Genomic DNA, 22,208 nt, shown 5'->3' with positions numbered 1-22,208 from the left:
GAATGAAAAAGAAAACAAAGCAATGGACGATGGGCGTTGTGGCGGCAATGGTGGCCTTGTCACTGACCGCTTGCGGAGCAAACGGCAATAACGAAAATGCGGCATCCGGCGACGGTGGCGGCAAAGGGGAAAAGGTAACGATTGAGCTTGCGATCTCCAAAAGCTCGCAGGATTCGGCGTTTGTGGCGCAATCGCTTCTGGATGAGTTCGAAGCGGAGACGAATATTAAAGTGAATCTGCAGCTGCTTCCAGCCGAGCAGACAACAACGGTTCTGCAGACGAAGCTGGCGGTTGACGAAACGCCGGATATTGTGCAATACAACCTGGCCAGCGCGACGACAGACCTTAATCTGGAGCGCAACTTCGAAATTCTCGACAATGAGCCTTGGGTAAGCCGCTTGCTGAACAAGGAAGTGCTGTCCGCCTACGGCCACGTATACAGCTTCCATGTGAGCCAGGATACAGGCATGCAGGGCGTTGTGTACAACAAGGATATGTTCCAGGAGCTGGGCCTCGACATTCCAACAACGTATGAAGAGTTCCTGGCTGTCTGCGAAGCCATCAAGGCGGCGGGTATTACACCGGTGTTCATGCCGTTCAAGGACGCATGGGCGGCGAATATCTGGCCAGCGGCAGCATTTGCGGATTATGCGGCGAAAAACGATCCGACATTGTTCCAAGATCTTAACTCCAACAAGAAGCAATGGACAGACGTTCCCGCATTCGAAACATTCCTGGCCCAGCAATATGAAATCTACGAAAAAGGCTACACGAACGCCGATATTCTGAGCGACAGCTACGATATGGCGGCTGGTAAATTCCTGAACAAGGAAGTGGCCATGATGTTTATGGGCGACTGGCTGATTCAAGACATTACGAACCAAGATCCATCCATGAACATCGGCCTGTTCGCGATTCCATCGTCCGATGACGCTTTGCTCGGCGCAAGCCCGCTTGGCGGACAGCTCTTCATTCCGAAGAAAGCGAAGCATATGGCTGAAGCGAAGAAATTCCTAGAATTTATCGCTAAGAAGGAGGTTGCGCAGAAGATCGTGGACGAGCAGAAATACGTGTCCATCTTCAACGACGTGACAACGCCTGAGCTGCCTGGCTACAAGCAGGAAATCGTGGATAACTACATCACGCCGCAGAAAACAACGCTTACGACGGACGCTTATATGCTGGTCGATCGCAGTGAGCTGTACCGCAGCCTGCAAGATCAGTTCACTGGCGCGAAGTCGCCGAAGGATGTTCTTACAGCTTGGAATGACAAGTTTGCTGCACTGATGAAGGATAAAGGCGTAGAAGGATTCTAATCATAGCACGCGGCCGCCGCTGCCGCTCTATACACACAATAAAGTAAGCGGGATAGGATGTGAGAGAATGAAACGAGCTAAAAGCATGTACGGTTATTATTTGGTATGGCCCGCACTTTTAATCTACTCCTTGTTCTTTGTCGTGCCGGCCGTCATTGGCTTGTATTATTCGTTCACCGACTGGCGACTGGACAGAGATACAATAACGTTCACCGGCTGGGACAACTTCAAGACGATCTTCTCCGACGAGACTTTGCTGCTGGCGATGAAGAATACACTTATTTTCGCCATTGTTACGGTACTGGGCAAAAACATACTGGGCATCGCGCTTGCGGTGGCTTTGAATATGCGGCTCAAAACCCGCAACATCCTGCGTGCGATTTTTTATTCGCCTTCGATTCTAAGTGTGCTTGTCATCAGCATTATCTTCACGCCGATGCTTCGTACAGAAGGCATGGTGAACCGCATGTTCGAGGCCATCGGACTCGGGACGGTCAGTCAGGCTTGGCTGACGGACCCTGCCATCGTTATTTTTACCATTGCGGCTGTATCGATCTGGCAGCATACCGGCTTCCAGATGGCTATCTATCTGGCCGGCCTGCAATCCATCTCCAAGGAATATTACGAAGCGGCGACGATCGATGGTGCCGGTGCTTGGAGGAGCTTCACCAGCATTACGCTTCCGCTTCTGCTGCCGGCGATTAATATTAACCTGATGCTCACGTTGATCGGCGGTCTCAAGGTATTCTCCGAGGTGTACGTCCTGACGGGCGGCGGACCGGGCAATGCGTCACAGGTTGTCGGCACAATCATTCTGCGGGCGTTCGGCGAAGGCAATTGGGGTCTTGGCACGGCGGTAAATACGCTGCTGTTCCTGATCGTTACCCTGATTTCGATTCCGCTTCTAATCTTCATGAGACGCAAGGAGGTGACGGAATAATGAGCTTGAAGATGAGAATGGCCATCAGGAATTATATTGTAGAGATATTGCTGCTAGCAGCTTCCCTAATCATCATTATTCCGCTGCTGCTTATGATTCTGGGCTCGTTCATGACGAGCGTCGAGGTGTCGCAATTCAAGATCAAGCTGCCTGAGACTTGGCAGTTCTCCAACTATGCCAAGGTGTTCGAGGAGGGCGGTCTCGGCAGAGCGTTCCTGAACGGCGTACTGATTACAGGCTTGTCTTCCATTCTGAACATCGTGACGTCCTCCGGTGCGGCGTTCATTCTGGCTCGCCGGGAGAGCAAGCTGTCCAGCTTCCTGTACCTGTTCTTCTTCATGGGGCTCATCGCTCCCATGTCGACCATTACCACCATTCGGGTCGTACAGTGGATGGGCTTCTACGGAAGCGTAACGAGCGTTATCTTCATCTATGCGGCGCTGAATACGGCGTTCAGCATGTTTCTGTACAGCGGCTTCATCAAGTCGATTCCGAAGGCGCTGGACGAGGTGGCCTTCCTGGAAGGCGCTTCGCTCTTCTCCGTCTTCATTCGAATCATTACACCGCTGATTGTACCGGTTAACGCGACGGTAGCGATCATGGTGTTCATGTCGGTGTGGAACGACATTACGATTCCGCTTTATTTTCTGACAGACAGCTCTACCTGGACGATGCCGTTGTCCGTCTATAACTTCTACGGAAAATACAGCAGGGATTGGAATCTGATCTTTGCCAACCTGGTGCTGACCTCGCTGCCGGTGCTTGTGCTGTACCTATTTGCTCAGAAATATATTGTCAGCGGCTTGACAGCAGGTGCTGTCAAAGGGTAAGAATGAGTTAGCACGGTTTATAGCCCATTAGTACTTGGCAGAGGAGAGACGCATGTGAGCTTGACTGTATTGTTTCAAGGCGACTCCATCACCGATGGAGGAAGAGGTCGGAATGACGATCCCAATCATATATTGGGACACAGCTATCCCTATTTGATTGCGAGCAGGCTGGCCCACATCCATGCGGAGAAGCGCCCGCAATTCATTAATCGCGGAGTCAGCGGAGATCGAGTGTCGGATCTGTACGCGAGATGGAATGAGGACGCGATCAGCTTGAAGCCCGACCTGATCAGCATACTCATTGGGGTCAATGACGCTTGGCGTATAATGAACCGACTGCCGAGCGGCGCCACGGACCGGTTCGAGCGGGCTTATCGCCACCTGCTGCAGGAGACCAAGGAAGTGCTGCCAAACGCCAAGCTTGTGCTGTGTGAGCCGTTTATTCTGCAGACGGGCGCAACGGCAGACAATTGGCCGGAGTGGGCCGCAAAGCTGTCTTCGTATCGCGAGATTGTGCTTGGCCTCAGCCGCGAGTTCGGGACGCAGCACGTACCGCTTCAGGAGGCGTTCGATCGCGCGGCGACTCGTACGGATGCCGCTTATTGGCTGTGGGATGGCGTACATCCGACCGCGGCCGGCCATGCTCTAATCGCGGAGGAGTGGCTGTCCGTCGTAAGGCCGATACTTTAAAGAGGCTTAGGTAGCCGCCCTCTATAGAGGGCGGCTACTGGCGTGTTCGGTATGAAACCTGGAATATATGGCATGCTGAGAGAGGATGGCAAATCGTGAAGGAACGTGATGGCATGAGCCATACGGCGGAAGAGGTGGCGGCATGGATGTTCGCAGAGATGCGGGATGCCGGAATCTTGTATCAGGCCGATGCGGTCGAACATATTAAGCGTCAATTCGGAGAGCATTTCATCTATGTGAATGAGAAGGGACACGCCTCCATCGACAAGGAAGTGAAGAAAGCGTTCAAGAAGCTGCACGGCGGCAAAGCGGCATGGGATCGCGACGCATTCTTCTGGGGCTGGACATCGGCCATTAAGAATGAGGTGTAAGATCCAGAATCAAGAGTAGAAACGGAGGGATGAGGGATGCTGCCAATCAGCGCCGCTACTATACAAGAGAGATTAGACCGTCTGCACAATCAGGACTTATATATCCATCTGGAATTGACGACGGGAGCATACGCTGCACACTTTGACAGCACGAAGCATCCGGCGTCCACCTTTATCACGAACACGCGCATCCGTTATTCGCGGGGCATGATTTCTGGAGCTGGCCCTTATCGGGTCGGTTTGAAAATGGAGCAGGGCTGGGTGTATTCCGAAGGCTTGACCCACTATGACGAAACGGATGACCGCCGGTTGCTGCTTGCGGGTCATGACAGCCAAGGCAAGCTTGTCGTGTCGCTGCAGCTCAGTCCGGAGCCGTTCTGATGAAAGGGGAGTGGGAGGATACGATGGGAACACATATATTGGTCATATTGCCGCATCCTGACGATGAAGCCTTCGGCTTGTCCGGCACGCTGGCAAAGGAAATCAGCAGCGGAGCGCTAGTGACTTATGCTTGTCTGACGCTGGGAGAGATGGGCAGGAATATGGGCATTCCGCCGTTCGCTAACAGGGAGTCGCTCAAGCATATCCGCAAGCTTGAGCTGGAGGCGTCCTGCGAAGCGATAGGCATTCAAGACTTGCGGCTGCTGGGCTTTCACGACAAAACGATTGAGTTCGAGGATCCTCAGCTGCTGGACGAGAAGATTGGTGAATTGCTTGCGGAGCTTCGACCTCATCGCGTGTATACCTTCTACCCGGGCTACAGCGTGCATCCCGACCATGACGCTTGCGGAGCAGCGGTCGTTCGATCAGTCTCTAAGCTGCCGGAGAAGGATAGGCCGCCCGTGTATTGTATAGCATTCTCCCGCAATCACGAGGAAGCGATTGGCCAGGCCGAGGTGCTGGTGGACGTCCGTGATTACATGACACAGAAGCTTGCTTCAATCCGAGCGCACCGGACGCAATTCCAGGCGCCTGAGCTGGTAGGCAGCAAGGAGCTTACTGCGAAGGAGCTGGAGGACCGATTCGGCGTGGAGCAGTTCTGGATATATCGGTTCCAATGAGGCGAATGAAATGACACAAGACCCGTACCACTCTCCATGAGGAGCTTGGTTCGGGTCTTGTGTTTATACCTTGGCCGAGGAGGACGCCTTGGCCGAGGAGGACGCCTTCTCCATGGAGGCGAGCAGCTCTTGCGTAGCTGAGGTATACTCATAAGTAAAAGGTCGGGTGAACATGGATGATACGTCGATTACATAACGCGGACAGGGACGTTGCGGAGCAAATATTAAACATTCAGCTGCCCGCTTTATCGGGTGGAGGCCAAGCTGATCGGAGCCAGCGATATACCGCCATTGCGAGATACGGTGGAGGACATTCAGAGCAGCGAAGAAACCTTTATGGGCTGCAGCCTATCGAAAACGCTTGTCGGCTTCGTGTCATACGAGGTGGCTGATGGAGCGCTTAACATCTGCAGGATGGTCGTCCATCCGGATTATTTCCGAAGAGGGATTGCGAAGCGGCTGCTAGCTTATGCGGTGGACGAAGCAGGGGCGGGGATGAAGGTGACTGTCAGCACGGGAGCGCTGAACGAGCCGGCCAAGCTGCTCTATCGCAGCTTTAACTTCGTGCAGAGCTGCGAGAGGGAGGTTGCTCCGGGAATCCGGCTGGCTTACTTCGAGCTGTCTCCGGACCGGGTGGACTAACGGCGCGACAACGATCCCGCTGCACATTTGAGGTGCCGAAATGTCGCGAGTGTTCATGCAATAAACTCAGCGGTGTGACTTCGTATGTAGGTGCCAATCAGCCCCGTATTTTTCGGTAATGAGGCTAACAGCTTGCTGTGCAATTGCAAAGTGATGTCCCGTAGCTGGGCATCCTTCTGCAGATCGTCAAATGAGAGATCGAAGCCAACCAGCGGCAGCGGGTGACCTCGCTTGATCAACTCACCCTCCATTTCAATCAGCAAGTCAAGCGTATCTGTATCTCTGAACAAATGAAGTCCGTTTTTTACGCTTGACCAGCGTTCCGGATGGGCCATAAAAAATGCCGTCCACCATGTGAAATCATTCGCTGATTGCTCAGCGTGTGTCCGATATGCCCAGAACCCGAATAACGCCTGCTGCCCTTTGCTGAACGTCAGAAAGCTGCCGTCACCGAAGCTTTGACCGGATGACTCCTTTTTTTTTAAGTGAGCAGCATAGGCTCGAAGCAAGCTGAGATAAGCTCATCGTTCGTCATTCCTTCTATTTGAAGCTCCTGCAATAATGCTTTCATACACATCCCTCCCCATGCCCACTATATCATTAGCTGCATATACTCCGCATGTGCAATTGCTCAATTGACAAAACAAAGCCATTCCTTTTTCATCTTATTTAATGAATATCTAATTAGATACTTATTAAATTACATTTGAGCTGAGGTGAATGCTGGATGCAACTGGATAAAGTGGTCGCCTACCACAAAGCTTTGGCCGATCCGACGCGAATTCGCATGCTGATCCTGCTGGCGGAGGGAGAGCTGAACGGAGGGGAGCTCGCTGAGAGGTTGAGTGTGACTCCGGCCACAATCACGCACCATGCAGCGAAGCTGCGGGAAGCCAGCCTTATTAACGAGCGGCGGGAGAAGAATACGATTTATTTTCGACTGAACCACTACTTTATCATAGACATCGAGAATACCCCTGCCTCTAAGCTACCTTACTCACGAAGTGAGAGTGTAGGCAGGGGGTGAATCGGGAATTTTGCTCATGGATAGACACGAACATTTGTGCTATAATTGGAATTAGTTAACATTCATCTCTTTTGCAGCGAGGTGACGAATCAGACGATGCTCCAGCATAAAGCCTTCAAATTTCGGATCTATCCTAGTCATGTACAAATCATGCAACTGCGCAAAACGTTGGGTTGCTGCCGCTTTGTGTTCAACCACCTCCTAGCAAAATGGAGTCAGACCTATCAAGCTACAGGCAAAGGTTTGTCCTACAACACCTGTGCAACGCAGCTTCCTGACATGAAGCGCGAGTGGTCTTGGTTGAAAGAAGTGGATAGCATTGCCCTGCAGTCAGCTGTGCGAAACTTGGCTGACGGATATCAGCGCCACTTCAACAAGCAAAATGAACGACCTCGCTTCAAGAGTCGCAAGCATCCCGTACAAAGCTATACGACGCGATATACAAACGGGAACATTGCCGTGAAGGGAAACCGTCTGCAGCTTCCCAAGCTCGGCTGGGTACCCTATGCCAAGTCAAGAGAGATCGAAGGCCGGATCCTATCCGCTACCGTACGACTAGCCCCAAGCGGCAAATGGTTTGTATCGTTGGTATGCGAGGTTGACATCCAGCCTCTTCCTTTAACGGACAGCATACTTGGCATTGACGTGGGTATCAAGTATCTTGCCGTGCCTTCGGAAGGTCCTGCAATGGATAATCCAAGATATACATTGCGATATGAACGGCTGCTCACGAAATGGCAGCGCATCCTTGCCAGAAGGAAACAAGGCGGAAGTAACTGGTCTAAAGCGAAAAGAAAAGTCGCCCTCATCCATGAAAAAATTCGAAATAGCCGATTAGACGCGATGCATAAGCAGACTACGAAATGGATACGTGAAAACCAAACGATCTGTCTCGAGGACTTGCGTATTGCAAACATGATGAAACAACGACACCTTGCCAAACACATAGCAGATGCATCCTGGGGCGAAATGAGCCGGCAACTGCATTACAAAGCCAAGTGGTATGGCCGAACGATCAAGGAAACACCGGTATTTGCGCCAACGAGCCAAACCTGTCACGTCTGTGGGTACAAGCAAGCAGAAGTGAGGGATTTGAGCGTGCGGGGATGGACATGTGTATCTTGCCAAACGCCACATGACCGAGATTGGAATGCGGCACAAAACATAAAGGCCATGGCCCAGTAACGAACAAAATAGGAACTGTGGGAACCACAGGGATCGCTTGGTGTACGATATTTCAAAAAAATATCGCTACGACTTTGCTCCGTGAGGAGCAGCAACCCAAGAATCCTCCACCTCTTAGGTGGCGGGAGTGTTCAATCAACAAAACGCGACTGCCACGGCGGAGCTTATCTACCGCAAGGCGAATGGAGGCGGAGATACAATGGAGGAGAAGAACGAAGCGCTGCGCGCTGCTGTTCTCCGCAATTTCTTCACAGCCGAGGGGAAGCTGAAGAGCGTGCCAAGCCAGCTGAAGAAAAAACTGATTGCACTTGAGCATCTCGTGTCGAAGCTGGAGAAGGGGCGGTTGTACGAGGAGAAGGAGATCAACGCTTTTATCAAGGAGTACCACGATGATTTTGCGACGTTGCGGAGAGAGTTCATCAATATCGCCCAGGATACTCCCGTCTTCTATAAGCGGGGAAGGAATGGGCGTTCGGCGTTAGCCGGAATGATATTTGGTGTGTTCTTGTTCTCCCTACTATGCTAAAATTAGCATAGCGAGGAGGCGAACGTATGATCGTTACCGTGACGGCGAAAATCAAAATCAAACCGTCAGACAGTCAAATGATGGCCCTGCAACAAACGATGATCGCTTATCGTCAAGGCTGTAATTTTGTCTCTGCCCTTGTGTTTGAGACGAGCGAGCGCCGGCAGTCTGCCCTGCACCGAATGACGTATCGAACCCTGCGCAGCACGATGGGCCTGCGCTCTCAAATGGCTCAGTCGGTATTGAAAACGGTACGGGCTAAATACAAGACCATCTTGAGCAGCGGACATGCTTGGACACGCGTACAATTTAAGAAGCCGGAATACGATCTCGTCTGGAGACGGGATTACTCGCTAAGCGCAAAGCTATTCTCCGTCAATACGCTGCAAGGCCGCATTAAGATTCCCTTCGAAGCCAAAGGAATGGAGACCTATTTCGACGGCACATGGACATTCGGTACAGCCAAGCTGGTATGCAAAAAACAGAAGTGGTTTTTGCATATTCCAGTGTCTAAGGAAATGGCCTCTCCTGAGCTTAAGGAGATTGAACACGTTGCAGGGATTGATCTGGGCATCAACTTTGTAGCTACGGTGTATGACACCGAGGGGAGAACGCTGTTTTTTCGAGGAAGGGGACTGAAACACAAACGAGCCAACTACCAACGATTGCGTTCCGAGCTGCAACGCAAACAAACGGCTTCGTCCCGCCGCAGGCTGAAGCAAATCGGAGAACGAGAAAACCGTTGGATGACCGATGTGAACCATCAGGTCAGTAAGGCACTCGTTACCCGATATGGGGCGAATACGCTGTTTGTGCTGGAGGATTTGACAGGGATCCGCCGCAGGGCGGAAAAGGCAAAGCTGAAGTATCGGTATGTGACGGTATCGTGGGCTTTCTATCAGCTGCGTCAGATGGTGACGTATAAGGCGAAGCTTGCAGGAGCGATGGCGATAGCCGTGGATCCGAAGCACACCTCGCAGGCGTGTCCCCTATGCCGCCACACGGTGAAAGAAAACCGGGATAAACGCAGGCATCGCTTTCGTTGCCAGGCATGCAGATATACAAGCAATGATGACCGGATCGGCGCCATGAATCTCTGTCTGAAGGGAAGAGAGTACCTTCTTGAAGGTGCAGGCTTAGCATGACTAGGCTTGCAGGGCAGCTGTCAATCTGCCCATCGGTAGGCGAAGGCTTACTAGAGGATGTAACACCACGTTCTTCGGAACGCCAAAAGATCGGAGTCGCAAGACGTTCGTACGACCTTGGTTGTTACAAGCCCCCACTTCAAACGTTAGTTAAGTGGGGGTCATTGATCATGCACCAATTTATGTTCCGGGACAAGGATGTTTACGAGCTGAATCCACCTGAGCTGTGGACGAGATGGGAGGCGCTGTCATGAGCGCAAATATAAAAATGTATACACTGTCGACCAGGCAGCGTGACCAGATGGTGGAGGTGACGGCCCAGGTTCGCGAAGCCATCCGGGAAAGCGGGGTGAAGGAAGGCTTCGCTATCGTATATTGCCCGCATACAACGGCAGGCATCGCTATTAACGAAAACGCCGATCCGGATGTTGTCCGGGATGTGCTGCGCAGGCTTGATGAGCTATATCCTTGGGAGCATCCGAAGGATCGGCATGCGGAAGGGAACACGGCCGCCCATCTCAAAGCGATTCAGACCGGCACCAGCCAGACGGTGCTGATCCATGACGGGAAGCCGGTACTGGGCACTTGGCAGGGGATCTACTTTTGTGAATTTGATGGACCGCGCACACGTAAGCTCTACATTAAAATCATGCAAGGGTAGGCGCTCTGCCCTGTCTACTCACAAAAAAAACCGCCGTGCTGGCTCCAAGCCCCGGCGGTTACTCATGCGGCGCCGCCAAGGACGGCGACAGCCGTTTCACCTTGGTTCTACTTATTCAGCAGCCATTGCAGGATGCGTTCAGTCAATACGATTCCACTCCCTGGTATTCGAGGCGGGTGGTAAGCCTTAATCAGCTCCCTTGCGGTAGCGGGCTCCAGCCGCTCCGTCCACCCGGCCATGTGCGCCAAGGCGCCAGTCAGCCGTTCAGGCTTGACGCCTGCTTGCCTAAGCGAAGCGAGCGTCAAGGACTTGTCCCGCTTCGAGAGCCGCTCTCCGCTCTCATCGACGACTAACGGGATATGCGCGAAAGACGGAGGCTGTTGGCCCAGCGCTTCGTACAGCGCAAGCTGGCGCGGCGTCGAGTCCAGCAGGTCCGCCCCCCGCAGCACATCTGTGATGCCCATAGCTGAATCGTCGACGGTTACGGCAAGCTGGTAGCTGAACATCTCGTCGGCGCGTTTGACGACAAAGTCCCCGAGCGCATCTCCGTCATATTGCACCCATCCGGCAACGCCGTCTTGGAACGCGATCGGCTCGTGGGGCATGATGAAGCGGATAGCGGGCGTCTTCTTCGCTTCCTTCTGGAACTGCTCCTCAGCGGTTAGATGCCTGCACAAGCCGGGATAAGCGGCGCCCTCTGAGGAGAGGCCATGCGGCGCGCTGGCGATGGAGGCAAGCTCGCTCCTGCTGCAATAGCAGGGATATACCTTGCCCGCAGCACGCAGCTGCTCAAGCGCAGCGTGGTACCGTTCCTCGCGCTCGCTCTGCACGTATGGAGCGAACCGGCCGCCCTTGTCCGGCCCTTCATCCCAATCAATGCCGAGCCAGAGCAGGTCGTCCACCCCCTGCGCGGCGAACTCGGGCCGCGATCTTGGCTTGTCGATATCCTCAATCCGGAGCGCGAACTCCCCGTTCGCCTGACGAATCTGCAGCCAGGAGGCAAGCGCGCTGAGCGCATTCCCAATATGCAGTTCTCCAGACGGCGTAGGCGCAAATCTTCCGCGTCTCTTCATCATGTAACCGCTCCTTTCCCGGAATGCAAAAAAAGAGCGGCCAGCAGGCGCTCTCTCTTCCATATATGGAGTTGCTCTCTCCAGAGCAATGATTGGCAAATGGCGGAGCCGACGGGATTCGAACCCGCGGTCTCCTGCGTGACAGGCAGGCATGTTAGGCCTCTACACCACGGCTCCGCGCTATAAGGCGTGTCTCGAAGACACAAACAGTATCATAGCATGTGCATGAAGTATTTGGCAAGCAGATTTTATTCAGAGGTGCTAAATGAGAATGAATCTCCATAAGGAAAGCTCAGTGGTGGATTCAAAACTTCTTATAGACAGAAAACGACGTATTTCATTGACCATGCAAGTCGGACTGTGGTAGTTTTAGAGCAGAATAAAAACCAAAGTGATACACTTGGAATTGAAAATGAACGAGATTTGATGCGAGGTGGATGTAGTTGCAACTGAAAGTGACGAACAGTCCGTTTACAGAAGCACAGGCCGAGCTGCTTAACCAGCTGCTGCCGACTCTGACGGACATGCAAATTCAATGGCTTGGCGGATTTTTAACCTTTTACCGGTCGGGTGCGGCTTCATCCGAGACAGCGGCTGCAATCGCGGCGCCAGTATTAGAGCAAGCGGTTACACCTGCGGCGCCGACTGTGCCTGCGGCTCCGCGCGAAGCGACGATTCTGTTCGGCTCGCAGACGGGCAACTCCCAGCGCCTCGCTGGCAGACTGGCTGATAAATTGAAGGATCAGGGCTTCGAGGTGACGCTGTCCGCGATGAACGCGTACAAGACGAACGGCCTGAAGAAAACCGCGCATTTGTTCATCGTGGCAAGCACGCACGGCGAAGGCGACCCGCCGGATAACGCGCTGACCTTCTATGAGTTTCTGCATTCCAAACGCGCGCCTAAGCTGGACGGGCTGAAGTATTCCGTGCTTGCGCTGGGCGATACCTCTTACGAGTTCTTCTGCAAAACAGGCCAAGATTTCGACAAACGCCTGGCTGAGCTGGGCGCGGAGCGGATCGTAGACCGCGTGGATTGCGACGTGGACTTCGAATCCCCGGCTTCGGAATGGCTGAGCAGCGTCATTGCGGCGGTTAACGCCTCCGTGACGGGAGCTGCGGCTTCTGCGGCACCTGCTGGCGCTGCGGTTGAGGCTTCGGCACCTGCCGGCGAATCCGTCTATTCCCGCTCGAACCCGTTCCAGGCGGAAGTCATCGGAACGATTAACCTGAACGGCAGGGGCTCTGATCGCGAGACTCGCCATCTGGAGCTGTCGCTGGAAGGCTCCGGTCTGACGTATGAGCCGGGCGACTGCGTCGGCGTCTATCCGGAGAATGATCCTGCGCTTGTCGACCAGATTATTGCAGTGCTTGGCGCGTCCCCTTCGGAGGTTGTTGTGCCGGGCAAGGACGGGGAGGAAGGCACGCTTCGCTCCGCCCTGCTGCGCCAGTTCGAGGTTACGGTGCTGACGAAGCCGCTTCTGGAGAAGGCTGTACCGTTCTCGCAGAACGTCAAGCTGGCTGAGCTCGTGAAGCCGGACAACAAGGAAGAGCTGAAGGCTTACACTAATGGCAGAGATTTGCTGGATCTGCTTCAGGATTTCGGTCCATGGAAGCTGAGTGGTGCAGAGCTTGTATCCATTCTGCGCAAAATCCCGCCAAGACTGTATTCCATCGCCAGCAGCGGCAAAGCGCATCCGGACGAGGTGCATTTGACGATTCGCAAGGTTGAATACGAAGCTCATGGCAGAGCTCGCGGCGGCGTCTGCTCCGTGCAGGTGTCTGAGCGTCTGGAAGAGGGCGCAACACTGCCTATCTTCATTCAGCAGAACCCGAATTTCAAGATGCCGGCCAATCCGGAGACTCCAATCATTATGGTGGGACCGGGCACGGGCGTAGCACCGTTCCGCGCGTTCATGGAAGAGAGAGAGGAGCTGGGCCTGGAGGGCAAGACGTGGCTGTTCTACGGCGATCGCCACTTCGTCACAGATTTCCTGTACCAGACCGACTGGCAGCGCATGCTGAAGGACGGCGTTCTTACGAAGCTGGATGTCGCGTTCTCGCGCGATTCCAAGGAGAAGGTATATGTTCAGCATCGTATGCTGGAGCAAGCCAAGGAGCTGTACGCCTGGCTGCAGGAAGGCGCTCACGTCTATGTGTGCGGCGACGAGAAGCATATGGCGCATGACGTTCATAACGCCTTGCTGACCATTATCCAGCAAGAGGGCGGCATGGACGCTGAGGCTGCCAAGTCCTATTTGGCCGACCTGCAAGCCCAGCAACGCTACCAACGCGACGTTTATTAAAGGTAGTTCAACATAGATCACGAAGTATGCCAGTTCGACATCGAATCTTTTAGTGCAAAAAAGTTATAGCATTGCGAACAGGAAAGGAGCCCATAGCAACAATGGCGAAGGGACATAAAGTAGAGCCGGTCGGCGGACCGCCGAGCGACGTTGAACATTTGAAGATTGAAAGTAATTACCTGCGCGGCTCTCTTGTGGAGACGCTGCAGAATCGGATTACGGGCGGCATGTCGGAGCTGGACAACCGCCTCATGAAGTTCCATGGCAGCTACATGCAGGACGATCGCGACGTGCGCAACGAGCGCCAGAAGCAGAAGCTGGAGCCCTCCTACCAATTCATGCTTCGCATCGTCGCGCCGGGCGGCGTATCGACGCCGGCACAGTGGCTGGTCGTCGATGAGCTGGCAGACAAATACGGCAGCGGCAGCATTCGTGTCACGACAAGGCAGGCCTTCCAGCTTCACGGCATTCTCAAGTGGAACCTGAAGGAAACGATTAAGACCATTAACGAATCGCTTCTGACGACGCTTGCGGCTTGCGGCGACGTGAACCGTAACGTGATGTGCAACCCGAACCCGCATGAATCCGAGGTGCATGCCCAGGTTATCCATTGGGCGGACGAAATTACGAAGCATCTGGCGCCTCGCACGCCGGCTTATCATGAGATCTGGCTGGATGGCGAGAAGGTTGTCGACAGCTCGGAGATCGTGAACGCGGCAGAAGGCGTAGACCCTGTCGAGCCGATCTACGGTCCAGTGTATCTGCCGCGTAAGTTCAAGATTGGCATCGCGGTTCCGCCGTCCAACGATGTGGACCTGTATTCCCAGGATCTTGGCTTTATCGCTATCGTCGAGCAGGGCAAGCTGGTTGGCTTCAACGTGATGGTCGGCGGCGGCATGGGTATGACGCATGGCGATACCAATACGTACCCGCAGCTTGCTCGCGTCATCGGCTTCATCAAGCCGGAGCAAGTGCTGGAGACGTCGGAGAAAATTATTACCATCCAGCGTGATTACGGCAACCGCTCCGTGCGCAAATACGCTCGTATGAAGTATACAATCGACCGCCACGGTCTGGAGTGGTTTGTTGACGAGCTGCAGGACCGCCTCGGTTGGGAGCTTGAGCCTGCGCGCGCATTCCACTTCGAGAACACGGGCGACCGTTACGGCTGGACCAAGAACAAAAACGGCCGCTGGAACCTGACGTTGTACGTGAACAGCGGACGGATCGAGGATAAGGATGGATATTTGCTGAAGACGGCTATTCGGGAAGTGGCCAAAATTCACACTGGAGATTTCCGTCTGACGTCGAACCAGAACCTGATGATCGCGAATATGACAACGCCTGTGAAGAAGAAGGTCGTTGAAATTTTCGAGAAATACGGGATTACCGACGGCACGCATCTGTCCGCATTGCGCCTCAGCTCAATCTCCTGTGTAGCGCTTCCGACGTGTGGTCTTGCCATGGCGGAGGCGGAGCGTTATCTGCCATCGCTGGTCGACAAGCTGGAGCCTGTGCTTGAGGAGGTTGGCCTCCGCGACAAGGACATCAACATTCGGATGACGGGCTGTCCGAACGGCTGCGGCCGTCCGGCGCTTGGCGAAATCTCCTTCATCGGCAAATCGCCTGGCAAATACAATATGTATATGGGCGCCGGCTTCTCCGGCGACCGTCTGAGCAAGCTGTATCGCGAGAACATCGGCGAGGAAGAAATTCTCGATACGCTGACTCCGATCATTAAGCATTATGCGGCGGAACGCCAGCAGAACGAGCACTTCGGCGACTTCGTTGTCCGTACGGGCTACGTGAAGCCGGTGTACAATGGACTGGATTTCCATAGCTGATTGAACAAGAAACGCAGAACGGGCGTAAACCCGGCTCTGCGTTTTTTGTGTGTGCTGGCGATCCAATTGTTAAATTTCTGTTCTTGGCGCCATGTCGTCTTCATTTCCTATAAAATAATAGTATTCGGTTCATGCAGGAGGCCAAGCTGATGAAATCCTTTTCGCGGGCAGAAAAAAGCTGGATGTGGTACGACTGGGGGCATTCCGCTTATTCGATTATTATTTCCACGGCGGTGTTCCCGCTCTACTACAAAGCGGCAGCCGAGGGCGCTGGGGTCAGCGCTGCAGATTCAACGGCTTATCTGGGCTATGCGATTGCGATTTCGACATTTATATTGGCTCTCCTGGGGCCCATTCTCGGCACCATTGCCGATTACCAAGGGTTCAAAAAAACGTTTTTTGCAATCTTCAGCCTCCTTGGCGTTGTCGCTACGGCGCTGCTCACCTTTATCCCCAATAGCAGCTGGGAGCTGCTGCTTGTCTGCTATATGCTGATCGCGATCGGCTCGGCAGGCTCCAATGTGTTCTACGACGCCTTCCTTGTGGACGTGACGGACAACGATAGGATGAACAAGGTATCGGCGCGCGGCTTCGCGCTTGGGTATATCGGGAGCACCATTCCCTTTATCATCAGTATTGCGATTATTATGCTTGCCAGCCAGGAGCTGCTGCCTATCACCGTTACAACGGCGAGCCAGATCGCCTTTTTCCTCACGGCCGTGTGGTGGGGGGTATTCACGCTGCCGATGCTCCGTCATGTGCGCCAGGTGCATTACATCCAGCGAGAACGGGCGGTCATTGCGAACAGCTTCAGACGGCTCTTGGATACGGTCAAAAAAATTAGAGGCCATCGTACGATCTTCCTGTTTCTGCTGGCGTATTTCTTCTATATCGACGGCGTCGGGACAATTATTACGATGTCGACTGCTTACGGAACCGATCTCGGGATCGCCTCCACTGACCTTCTGATCATCCTATTCGTGACGCAGGTTGTAGCCGCTCCGTTCGCGATGCTGTACGGCCGGCTGGCTGAACGCTTCTCGGGCAAAAAAATGCTGTACGTTGGCATATGCGTCTATATCGTCGTCTGCGTATACGCCTATTTCATGAAATCCGCCTTTGATTTCTGGGTCCTTGCGATGCTGGTGGCTACCTCGCAGGGCGGCATTCAGGCGCTGAGCCGCTCATACTTCGCGCGGCTGGTGCCGAAGGAGCATGCGAACCAGTTTTTCGGGTTTTATAATATTTTCGACAAATTTGCTTCCGTACTTGGTCCGCTGCTTGTCGCCTTGACCGCTCAGCTGACAGGCAGCTCCAGTATGGGCGTGTTCAGTCTGGTCGTTCTGTTCATCATCGGTATCGCCATCCTTACGCGAGTGCCAGAGCCCGATTGAGGGGGCTTAAATATCATAAGCTAGGATAGACGGGGCGCCAGATTGGCGCCCCTCTTCATGCTGGCTGGGAGGGCTCTTTTCCAATAATTACGAATAAATTTGGCCCTAATTCAGCACATTACTCCCAATAAGAGGAGTTGCTGAGAGGTGGGACGGAAGTGAGCTTGGATCAGGCGGAGGCGAAGCCAAAGAGCAGGAGTATCGAGGATGTGTTGAAGCTGTCGGCGAAGTCGCAGGACTTCTGCCAATTGTCTCCGCTGGAGAATCCAGATGCGCTGCGGCTCTATTATTATCGTTCCATGACGGATGACGCCAAAATTACGGAGTTTCTGCTTCCCGCACTCCAGAGGCATGAAGAGACAGGGGATGCCCGCAGGCTGAGGGCCAGCCTGCCCTTTCTGGAGGTCCGTCTTACAAGCGACCCGGAGATTATCGACGCGAAGCTGACGGAAGGCTCCGTATTGGTCAGGCTTGAGAAGGCGGAGGAGCCGCTCCTGCTGGTGAACGTTCAGAACGATCAGCTTGGCTTGCGCATGAACAATGATACCGAAAACGAATTCAGCGTTGTAGGTCCCAAAAAAGGCTTCGTGGAGAGCCTTGATGTGAATATCCATCTGCTAAGGTCGCAAATGCCCGTGTCCAAGCTCACCGTGGAGGAGCTGACAATCGGTTCGCTGTCGAAGACAAAGGTCGCGATCGTCTATATGAATGATGTCACGAACGAGGAGCTCATTCGCACCGTCAAGCAGAGATTGAACGATATAAACTTCGAGGTTGTATTCGACAGCTCCCAGCTCGATCAGATTATATCGGACCACTCCAACACGCCGTTTCCGTTGTTCTTGTCCACGGAGCGGATCGACAGGGTCACCTATGCTATTGTTTCCGGCCAGGTGGCGATTTTTGCAAGCGGGTCTCCTTATGCGGTGACGGGACCCTCCAACATTCTTGATTTTTTTATTTCGCCGGAGGATTATTATTTGCCGTGGATTCTAGGTTCCTTCTTCCGGCTGATCCGGATTATATGCGTGTTCTTGTCCATATTTGCTACTCCCGTCTATGTCGCGGTATTAACCTTTCACTTCGAGGTTATTCCGGACAGCATTCTTGTGCCGCTTATTGAGTCCAGAATCCACGTGCCATTCAAGCCGCTTGTCGAGGTTATATTCCTCGAGCTGACGATCGAGCTGCTTCGCGAAGCGGGAGCCCGGCTGCCGACGAAGATTGGCCAGACGCTGGGCATCGTCGGCGGTATCGTGATCGGGGAGGCGTCGGTGCAGGCTGCTCTAACCAGCAACATACTGCTCATTATTGTAGCGCTGGCTGCGCTTGCATCCTTTACGACCCCGATATTCAAGATGGCCAACACGATTCGCCTCCTCCGCTTCCCGTTTATCCTGCTTGCGGGGTTATGGGGAGGGCTTGGCATTGCGGCGGGTCTGCTGCTGCTCATGGGGCATCTTCTGAGGCTGAAGTCGCTTGGCATGCCGTATCTTGTGCCGATCTACCCTTTCCGGAGGGGCAACTTTGCCGACAGCGTTATTCGCTCCTCGTATCAATACACCACAAAGAGCAGTATCTTTCTTCGGCCGAAGCAGCAGAGACGGTATGCGCCTTCCGCTCCCAAGGACGGGCCTGCCGATGAATAATCGGATAGGCTGGATCTTCATAGCTCTACTTGTGATGGCGGTGCTGGCAGCGGGCTGCAATCAGCCTTACGTTGTGGATCGCATCAGCATGGTGAATGCGCTTGGGCTGGACAAGCAAGGCGATCAGTATCTGGGAACGGCAATCTATTCCGAATATGATCCCAAGGAGAAGCTGATGCTGACGCAAGGAGCAGGGCAGACGACTCAGCTCATACGTCAGATGCAGATGCACGAGCCGAAGCCGCTTCGTCTGGGCAAGCTGCATATGCTGTTATTCAGCCGCGAGCTTGCTGAAGAGGGTATTATAGCGTTCATTCACTCCATCTGCAGAGACCCGCTGATCAGCAGCCTGATGAACGTTGCCGTCTCTGATCTCCCGGCTGAGCGGCTCATGAAAGGGCTGGAGAAGAAGGGGGGGCGGATGCTCCCGCATAAGCTGATCGAGCAGAATGTCAAGGAAGGCAATCTGCCTGAGACAAGCCTGCATCGATTTCTATTCGATTATTACGGTCCGGGACGCGACGCCTTTATGCCGTATCTCGGTTTGGATCGCAATGAGAGTCTGGAAGTGAAAGGCATAGCGATTTATCGCGACGATAAGCTCAAGCTTGTGCTTGGCAATAAGGATGCCGTGTCGTTCAAAATGCTGCAGCCCTCCTATCGGAGAGCGTACGTCGAAATTCAAGGGGAAGGCCAACGCAGTGACGTGCCTGCGGTCTTATCCATCCTGTCCGGCAAGACGCGGCTGGAGCTGGCGCGCGGTCAAGACGGAGCTTCGGAGGGGGTTGTTGTTCATTCGACGATAACCGGCTTGTTGAAGGAGCAGCTGGATCCCAACGAGCGGGACGAGGAGCGGAGCTATGATCAGGTGGAGCGCGTTACCGAAGCGCAGCTGGAGCAGAGATTATATGTGTTGCTCAGGAAATTCCAGACAACTGGCGTCGATCCCGTCGGCATCGGAGACTTCATGCGCTCTCGGCATAGGGAGTGGCAGGAGGAGACGTTCTACGCCGATACGTATCCTGAGCTGAAGCTTGCGGTCAAGGTGAATGTCAAGCTGAAGGAATCGGGGGTAGGGGAATAAAGAAGTAGAGGAAGGAGGCTTGGAGCGATGAGCGGCAGTGTGGGAAAGCATGTAACCGTATCGCCTTATTTGTTGTGGTTCGTTATGCATGCAACCCAGACTGGCGTTGGCGTGCTCAGCTTTCAGAGCAAGCTGGCGGACGGGGCAGGGACGGACAGCTGGGTCTCGCTGCTCTTCACCGCTCTGGCGTTCCATCTGGTCATTGCGATGCTGTACCCGATATTGCGATATGCCAAGGAAGGAGATCTGGTGTCCATCCATAGCCAGCTGTTCGGACGTTATGTTGGCATGGCGCTGACGCTTGGCTTCTATCTCTACTGTCTGCTGGCCGTCGCCTCCCAGCTTCGGGCCTATGCGGAAGTCATAACCGTGTGGATCTTCCCCGAAGGGAGGCAATGGGTGACGGAGCTCATCGTACTCGCAGTCTGCGCTTACATAGCGGTTGGAGGCTTTCGGGTTGTAGTCGGTACAGCTCTATTCGCTGTTGTTGTGCCGACTCTCTTGCTTCCCAGCCTGCGCCATCCTCTGCACTTCGCGCAATGGGACAATTTCCTGCCGATGTTCAATCATAGCTTGCCAGAATATTGGGCGTCTTCGGGTCAGGCGGTATTTCTATTTCTCGGGGTGGAGTTCCTGCTGGTGTATTATCCATTTATCAAAAACAACGCCAGAACGCAGAAATGGGCTCATATCGCCACGGCGCATACGACAGTCATCTATTTGATCATTCTCCTCGTTACGTTTGCATTCCTCAACTTGAATCAGCTGGCTAACGTCGTATGGCCGACCCTGATGTTATCTAAGGTAATTAAGTTGACCATTGTAGAACGGTTTGACTATGTGTATATATTTACCTGGTTTTTCGTTATACTGCCGGTATGCAGCGTTCCGCTCTGGAGCGGGGCGCGTATCTTGAAGCGTTCGACCGGACTGCCCAGGCGATTCGGCGTCAGTCTGTCCGCGATCCTCATATTCGCGATCACCTTGGCGTTCCAAAGCCCCACTGGAAGCCAGATGCTGTACCGCCTAGTCTCCAGCTGTGGAATGAGTATTGTCTTCGGCTATATTCCGCTGCTGTTCCTCATCGTGCTGATCAGGCGGCTGCTTGAACGGAAGGCGCTGGAACTACGCTCGTAGCAGCAACGCAGTCCCTGTATTCAGAAGCAGCGACAATCCGGGACGAGCGCATGCTCAGTCGGACTTGTCGCTGCTTTTTGTTATCATGCCTGGACTTGCATGTTTTGAAAATTGTGCGTTTTTTTCAAACCTGCCTATAGAGGACAGGCTTGTTATATGCTATCTTTGTGAAGAGCAAGCAACATTAATCTAACGAATAAGGTGGTAGGCGACATGGCATCCAACTCAAGAGCTCGCAAGGGCGGCTCCCGATATTTTGTTATCTATACAGCGATTATCATTATTGTAGCTGTAGGTTTATTCGTTATTAATCAGCAATCGGGCAAAAATGAAGGAAACAAAAGCTTCGAAAGCGCGCCTTCGACAGTGGCCCAGCCCGTAATGGGCGAGGCGGAAGCAAAGGTGTCGATCGTGGAGTTCGGCGATTACAAATGTCCATCCTGCAAAACCTGGGGCGAGACGGTATGGCCGCTTCTGAAGGCGGAGTATGTAGATTCCGGCCTGGCTACCTTCTCATACATTAACACGCTGTTCCATGGCGAGGAATCCCGAATTGGCGCCCTGGCAAGCGAAGCGGTCCTGAAGCTGTATCCGGACCAATTCTGGGATTTCCACAAGGCGCTGTTCGACGCGCAGCCGACGGGGCATGACGGCGCATGGCTGACGGAGGAGCTGGTGCTGGAGACGGCGAAGGCTTTGGTGCCGGAGCTTGACGAGGCCCAACTGAAGGAGACCATGGCGGCCGAAGAAGCAAGCAGCCTGGTTAATCTGGATACGACATTGGTGAATCAATTCAACGTGCGCTTTACGCCAACCATTATGATAAACGACGTTCAAATCGAAAACCCGTTTGATTTGGAATCCATTCGCGCGGCTATCGCGCAAGAGCTGGAATAGGAGGCGGCAGGCATGGCGTTTATGCAGCGCAACGTGCTGTATTTCGCTTGGCTGGTCGCGGTAATCGCGACGCTGGGCAGTCTTTATTTTAGCGAGATTAAAGGGTTTATTCCTTGCTCGCTGTGCTGGTATCAGCGTATTCTCATGTATCCGCTGAGTATTATTCTGGGAATCGCGGCCTTCTATGACGAGCATGCCATTCGCAAATATGTGCTGCCGCTCTCCGTACTGGGTATGCTCGTCTCTGCCTTCCATTATATGGAGCAAAAAGTTCCGGGCTTTGCATCGATCAAGCTCTGCTCGCAGGGCGTTCCATGCAGCGGCATGTATATCAACTGGCTTGGCTTTATTACCATTCCGTTTCTTGCGTTTACCGGATTTACGCTCATCACGCTTCTGCTGCTAGTATTCAGAAAAAGGTAGTGAAGGAGGG

At 53.6% G+C, this 22,208-nt stretch carries 22 protein-coding genes, 1 tRNA gene and 1 pseudogene; 21 read left to right on the top strand and 3 right to left on the bottom strand.

Annotated features, from left to right (window positions below):
• The first annotated feature begins 2 nt into the window (after window positions 1-2).
• The 8 genes from AB1S56_RS20825 to AB1S56_RS20790 all read left to right on the top strand — a co-directional run bounded on the left by AB1S56_RS20825 (window position 3) and on the right by AB1S56_RS20790 (window position 5,850).
• Window positions 3-1,316 carry an ABC transporter substrate-binding protein gene (locus AB1S56_RS20825; protein WP_340873691.1) on the top strand — a complete coding sequence of 438 codons (1,314 nt, stop codon included), beginning with the start codon at window positions 3-5 and terminating at the stop codon, window positions 1,314-1,316.
• A 67-nt stretch (window positions 1,317-1,383) separates the two neighbouring features.
• A complete protein-coding gene (locus tag AB1S56_RS20820) occupies window positions 1,384-2,256 on the top strand; it encodes a sugar ABC transporter permease (protein WP_340873689.1) in 873 nt (290 codons plus the stop codon).
• Window positions 2,256-3,086: a carbohydrate ABC transporter permease gene (locus AB1S56_RS20815; protein ID WP_340873688.1), complete on the top strand. Its 831-nt coding sequence runs from the start codon at window positions 2,256-2,258 to the stop codon at window positions 3,084-3,086. The genes AB1S56_RS20820 and AB1S56_RS20815 overlap by 1 nt, the downstream gene beginning before the upstream one ends.
• Window positions 3,087-3,146: 60 nt before the next feature.
• Window positions 3,147-3,776: an SGNH/GDSL hydrolase family protein gene (locus AB1S56_RS20810; protein WP_340873697.1), complete on the top strand. Its 630-nt coding sequence runs from the start codon at window positions 3,147-3,149 to the stop codon at window positions 3,774-3,776.
• A 113-nt stretch (window positions 3,777-3,889) separates the two neighbouring features.
• Window positions 3,890-4,147: a hypothetical protein gene (locus tag AB1S56_RS20805; RefSeq protein ID WP_340873695.1), complete on the top strand. Its 258-nt coding sequence runs from the start codon at window positions 3,890-3,892 to the stop codon at window positions 4,145-4,147.
• A gap of 36 nt (window positions 4,148-4,183) precedes the next feature.
• Window positions 4,184-4,528: a YojF family protein gene (locus tag AB1S56_RS20800; RefSeq protein WP_340873686.1), complete on the top strand. Its 345-nt coding sequence runs from the start codon at window positions 4,184-4,186 to the stop codon at window positions 4,526-4,528.
• A gap of 23 nt (window positions 4,529-4,551) precedes the next feature.
• Window positions 4,552-5,208: a bacillithiol biosynthesis deacetylase BshB2 gene (gene bshB2, locus AB1S56_RS20795; RefSeq protein WP_340873694.1), complete on the top strand. Its 657-nt coding sequence runs from the start codon at window positions 4,552-4,554 to the stop codon at window positions 5,206-5,208.
• Window positions 5,209-5,460: 252 nt separating this feature from the next.
• The gene (locus AB1S56_RS20790) at window positions 5,461-5,850 is read left to right on the top strand and encodes a GNAT family N-acetyltransferase (protein ID WP_340873684.1); all 390 of its coding nucleotides are present in this window, start codon (window positions 5,461-5,463) and stop codon (window positions 5,848-5,850) included.
• Between the two features lie 53 nt (window positions 5,851-5,903).
• On the opposite strand, the gene AB1S56_RS20785 is transcribed toward AB1S56_RS20790, so the two are convergent.
• Entirely contained in the window at window positions 5,904-6,359 is a 456-nt protein-coding gene (locus AB1S56_RS20785; RefSeq protein WP_340873683.1) for a hypothetical protein, read from the bottom strand.
• A gap of 218 nt (window positions 6,360-6,577) precedes the next feature.
• Between AB1S56_RS20785 and AB1S56_RS20780 the strand changes: the two are divergent.
• The 5 genes and pseudogenes from AB1S56_RS20780 to AB1S56_RS20760 form a co-directional block, all read left to right on the top strand.
• Window positions 6,578-6,808, top strand: a pseudogene (locus AB1S56_RS20780) (ArsR/SmtB family transcription factor); the annotation flags it as partial.
• Between the two features lie 165 nt (window positions 6,809-6,973).
• The gene (gene tnpB, locus AB1S56_RS20775; RefSeq protein WP_367903383.1) at window positions 6,974-8,062 is read left to right on the top strand and encodes an IS200/IS605 family element RNA-guided endonuclease TnpB; all 1,089 of its coding nucleotides are present in this window, start codon (window positions 6,974-6,976) and stop codon (window positions 8,060-8,062) included.
• Between the two features lie 127 nt (window positions 8,063-8,189).
• Window positions 8,190-8,588, top strand: a complete 399-nt coding sequence (locus tag AB1S56_RS20770) for a DUF2087 domain-containing protein (RefSeq protein ID WP_367903382.1) — start codon at window positions 8,190-8,192, stop codon at window positions 8,586-8,588.
• Between the two features lie 26 nt (window positions 8,589-8,614).
• A complete protein-coding gene (locus AB1S56_RS20765; RefSeq protein ID WP_367903381.1) occupies window positions 8,615-9,733 on the top strand; it encodes an RNA-guided endonuclease InsQ/TnpB family protein in 1,119 nt (372 codons plus the stop codon).
• A gap of 250 nt (window positions 9,734-9,983) precedes the next feature.
• The gene (locus tag AB1S56_RS20760; protein WP_340869803.1) at window positions 9,984-10,394 is read left to right on the top strand and encodes a secondary thiamine-phosphate synthase enzyme YjbQ; all 411 of its coding nucleotides are present in this window, start codon (window positions 9,984-9,986) and stop codon (window positions 10,392-10,394) included.
• A gap of 107 nt (window positions 10,395-10,501) precedes the next feature.
• On the opposite strand, the gene gluQRS is transcribed toward AB1S56_RS20760, so the two are convergent.
• Together gluQRS and AB1S56_RS20750 are read right to left on the bottom strand one after the other, a co-directional pair.
• A complete protein-coding gene (gluQRS, locus tag AB1S56_RS20755) occupies window positions 10,502-11,470 on the bottom strand; it encodes a tRNA glutamyl-Q(34) synthetase GluQRS (RefSeq protein ID WP_340869805.1) in 969 nt (322 codons plus the stop codon).
• A 97-nt stretch (window positions 11,471-11,567) separates the two neighbouring features.
• Window positions 11,568-11,644 (bottom strand) — tRNA-Asp (locus AB1S56_RS20750).
• A gap of 266 nt (window positions 11,645-11,910) precedes the next feature.
• On the opposite strand from AB1S56_RS20750, the gene AB1S56_RS20745 reads away from it, so the two are divergent.
• The 8 genes from AB1S56_RS20745 to AB1S56_RS20710 all read left to right on the top strand — a co-directional run bounded on the left by AB1S56_RS20745 (window position 11,911) and on the right by AB1S56_RS20710 (window position 22,198).
• Window positions 11,911-13,770: an assimilatory sulfite reductase (NADPH) flavoprotein subunit gene (locus tag AB1S56_RS20745; RefSeq protein WP_340869806.1), complete on the top strand. Its 1,860-nt coding sequence runs from the start codon at window positions 11,911-11,913 to the stop codon at window positions 13,768-13,770.
• Window positions 13,771-13,871: 101 nt separating this feature from the next.
• On the top strand, window positions 13,872-15,614 hold the full coding sequence (cysI, locus tag AB1S56_RS20740) for an assimilatory sulfite reductase (NADPH) hemoprotein subunit (protein WP_340869809.1): 1,743 nt from the start codon (window positions 13,872-13,874) through the stop codon (window positions 15,612-15,614).
• 146 nt (window positions 15,615-15,760) lie between these two features.
• A complete protein-coding gene (locus tag AB1S56_RS20735; protein ID WP_340869948.1) occupies window positions 15,761-17,008 on the top strand; it encodes an MFS transporter in 1,248 nt (415 codons plus the stop codon).
• Between the two features lie 158 nt (window positions 17,009-17,166).
• Window positions 17,167-18,657 carry a spore germination protein gene (locus AB1S56_RS20730; RefSeq protein WP_340869810.1) on the top strand — a complete coding sequence of 497 codons (1,491 nt, stop codon included), beginning with the start codon at window positions 17,167-17,169 and terminating at the stop codon, window positions 18,655-18,657.
• Window positions 18,650-19,741 carry a Ger(x)C family spore germination protein gene (locus tag AB1S56_RS20725; protein WP_340869811.1) on the top strand — a complete coding sequence of 364 codons (1,092 nt, stop codon included), beginning with the start codon at window positions 18,650-18,652 and terminating at the stop codon, window positions 19,739-19,741. Before AB1S56_RS20730 ends, AB1S56_RS20725 begins: the two co-directional genes overlap by 8 nt.
• A 27-nt stretch (window positions 19,742-19,768) precedes the next feature.
• Window positions 19,769-20,878, top strand: a complete 1,110-nt coding sequence (locus tag AB1S56_RS20720) for a GerAB/ArcD/ProY family transporter (protein ID WP_340869812.1) — start codon at window positions 19,769-19,771, stop codon at window positions 20,876-20,878.
• Between the two features lie 213 nt (window positions 20,879-21,091).
• Window positions 21,092-21,775: a thioredoxin domain-containing protein gene (locus AB1S56_RS20715; RefSeq protein WP_340869813.1), complete on the top strand. Its 684-nt coding sequence runs from the start codon at window positions 21,092-21,094 to the stop codon at window positions 21,773-21,775.
• 12 nt (window positions 21,776-21,787) lie between these two features.
• Complete coding sequence (locus AB1S56_RS20710; protein ID WP_340869815.1) at window positions 21,788-22,198, top strand: disulfide oxidoreductase; 411 nt, start codon at window positions 21,788-21,790, stop codon at window positions 22,196-22,198.
• Window positions 22,199-22,208: the final 10 nt, after the last annotated feature.

The organism is Paenibacillus sp. PL2-23, assembly GCF_040834005.1.
Classification (GTDB): domain Bacteria; phylum Bacillota; class Bacilli; order Paenibacillales; family Paenibacillaceae; genus Pristimantibacillus.
Note: the sequence above shows the minus strand (reverse complement) of the source record. Positions and strands in the feature narration are given on the sequence as shown.

Excerpts from the sequence above, each read along its gene's own strand:
- cysI (WP_340869809.1), top strand. The coding sequence starts at position 13,872 with ATGGCGAAGGGACATAAAGTAGAGCCGGTCGGCGGACCGCCGAGCGAC.
- AB1S56_RS20720 (WP_340869812.1), top strand. The coding sequence starts at position 19,769 with ATGAGCGGCAGTGTGGGAAAGCATGTAACCGTATCGCCTTATTTGTTG.
- AB1S56_RS20715 (WP_340869813.1), top strand. The coding sequence starts at position 21,092 with ATGGCATCCAACTCAAGAGCTCGCAAGGGCGGCTCCCGATATTTTGTT.
- AB1S56_RS20825 (WP_340873691.1), top strand. The coding sequence starts at position 3 with ATGAAAAAGAAAACAAAGCAATGGACGATGGGCGTTGTGGCGGCAATG.
- AB1S56_RS20820 (WP_340873689.1), top strand. The coding sequence starts at position 1,384 with ATGAAACGAGCTAAAAGCATGTACGGTTATTATTTGGTATGGCCCGCA.
- AB1S56_RS20815 (WP_340873688.1), top strand. The coding sequence starts at position 2,256 with ATGAGCTTGAAGATGAGAATGGCCATCAGGAATTATATTGTAGAGATA.
- AB1S56_RS20710 (WP_340869815.1), top strand. The coding sequence starts at position 21,788 with ATGGCGTTTATGCAGCGCAACGTGCTGTATTTCGCTTGGCTGGTCGCG.
- tnpB (WP_367903383.1), top strand. The coding sequence starts at position 6,974 with ATGCTCCAGCATAAAGCCTTCAAATTTCGGATCTATCCTAGTCATGTA.
- AB1S56_RS20760 (WP_340869803.1), top strand. The coding sequence starts at position 9,984 with ATGAGCGCAAATATAAAAATGTATACACTGTCGACCAGGCAGCGTGAC.
- gluQRS (WP_340869805.1), bottom strand. The coding sequence starts at position 11,470 with ATGATGAAGAGACGCGGAAGATTTGCGCCTACGCCGTCTGGAGAACTG.
- AB1S56_RS20800 (WP_340873686.1), top strand. The coding sequence starts at position 4,184 with ATGCTGCCAATCAGCGCCGCTACTATACAAGAGAGATTAGACCGTCTG.
- AB1S56_RS20805 (WP_340873695.1), top strand. The coding sequence starts at position 3,890 with ATGAGCCATACGGCGGAAGAGGTGGCGGCATGGATGTTCGCAGAGATG.
- AB1S56_RS20725 (WP_340869811.1), top strand. The coding sequence starts at position 18,650 with ATGAATAATCGGATAGGCTGGATCTTCATAGCTCTACTTGTGATGGCG.
- bshB2 (WP_340873694.1), top strand. The coding sequence starts at position 4,552 with ATGGGAACACATATATTGGTCATATTGCCGCATCCTGACGATGAAGCC.
- AB1S56_RS20765 (WP_367903381.1), top strand. The coding sequence starts at position 8,615 with ATGATCGTTACCGTGACGGCGAAAATCAAAATCAAACCGTCAGACAGT.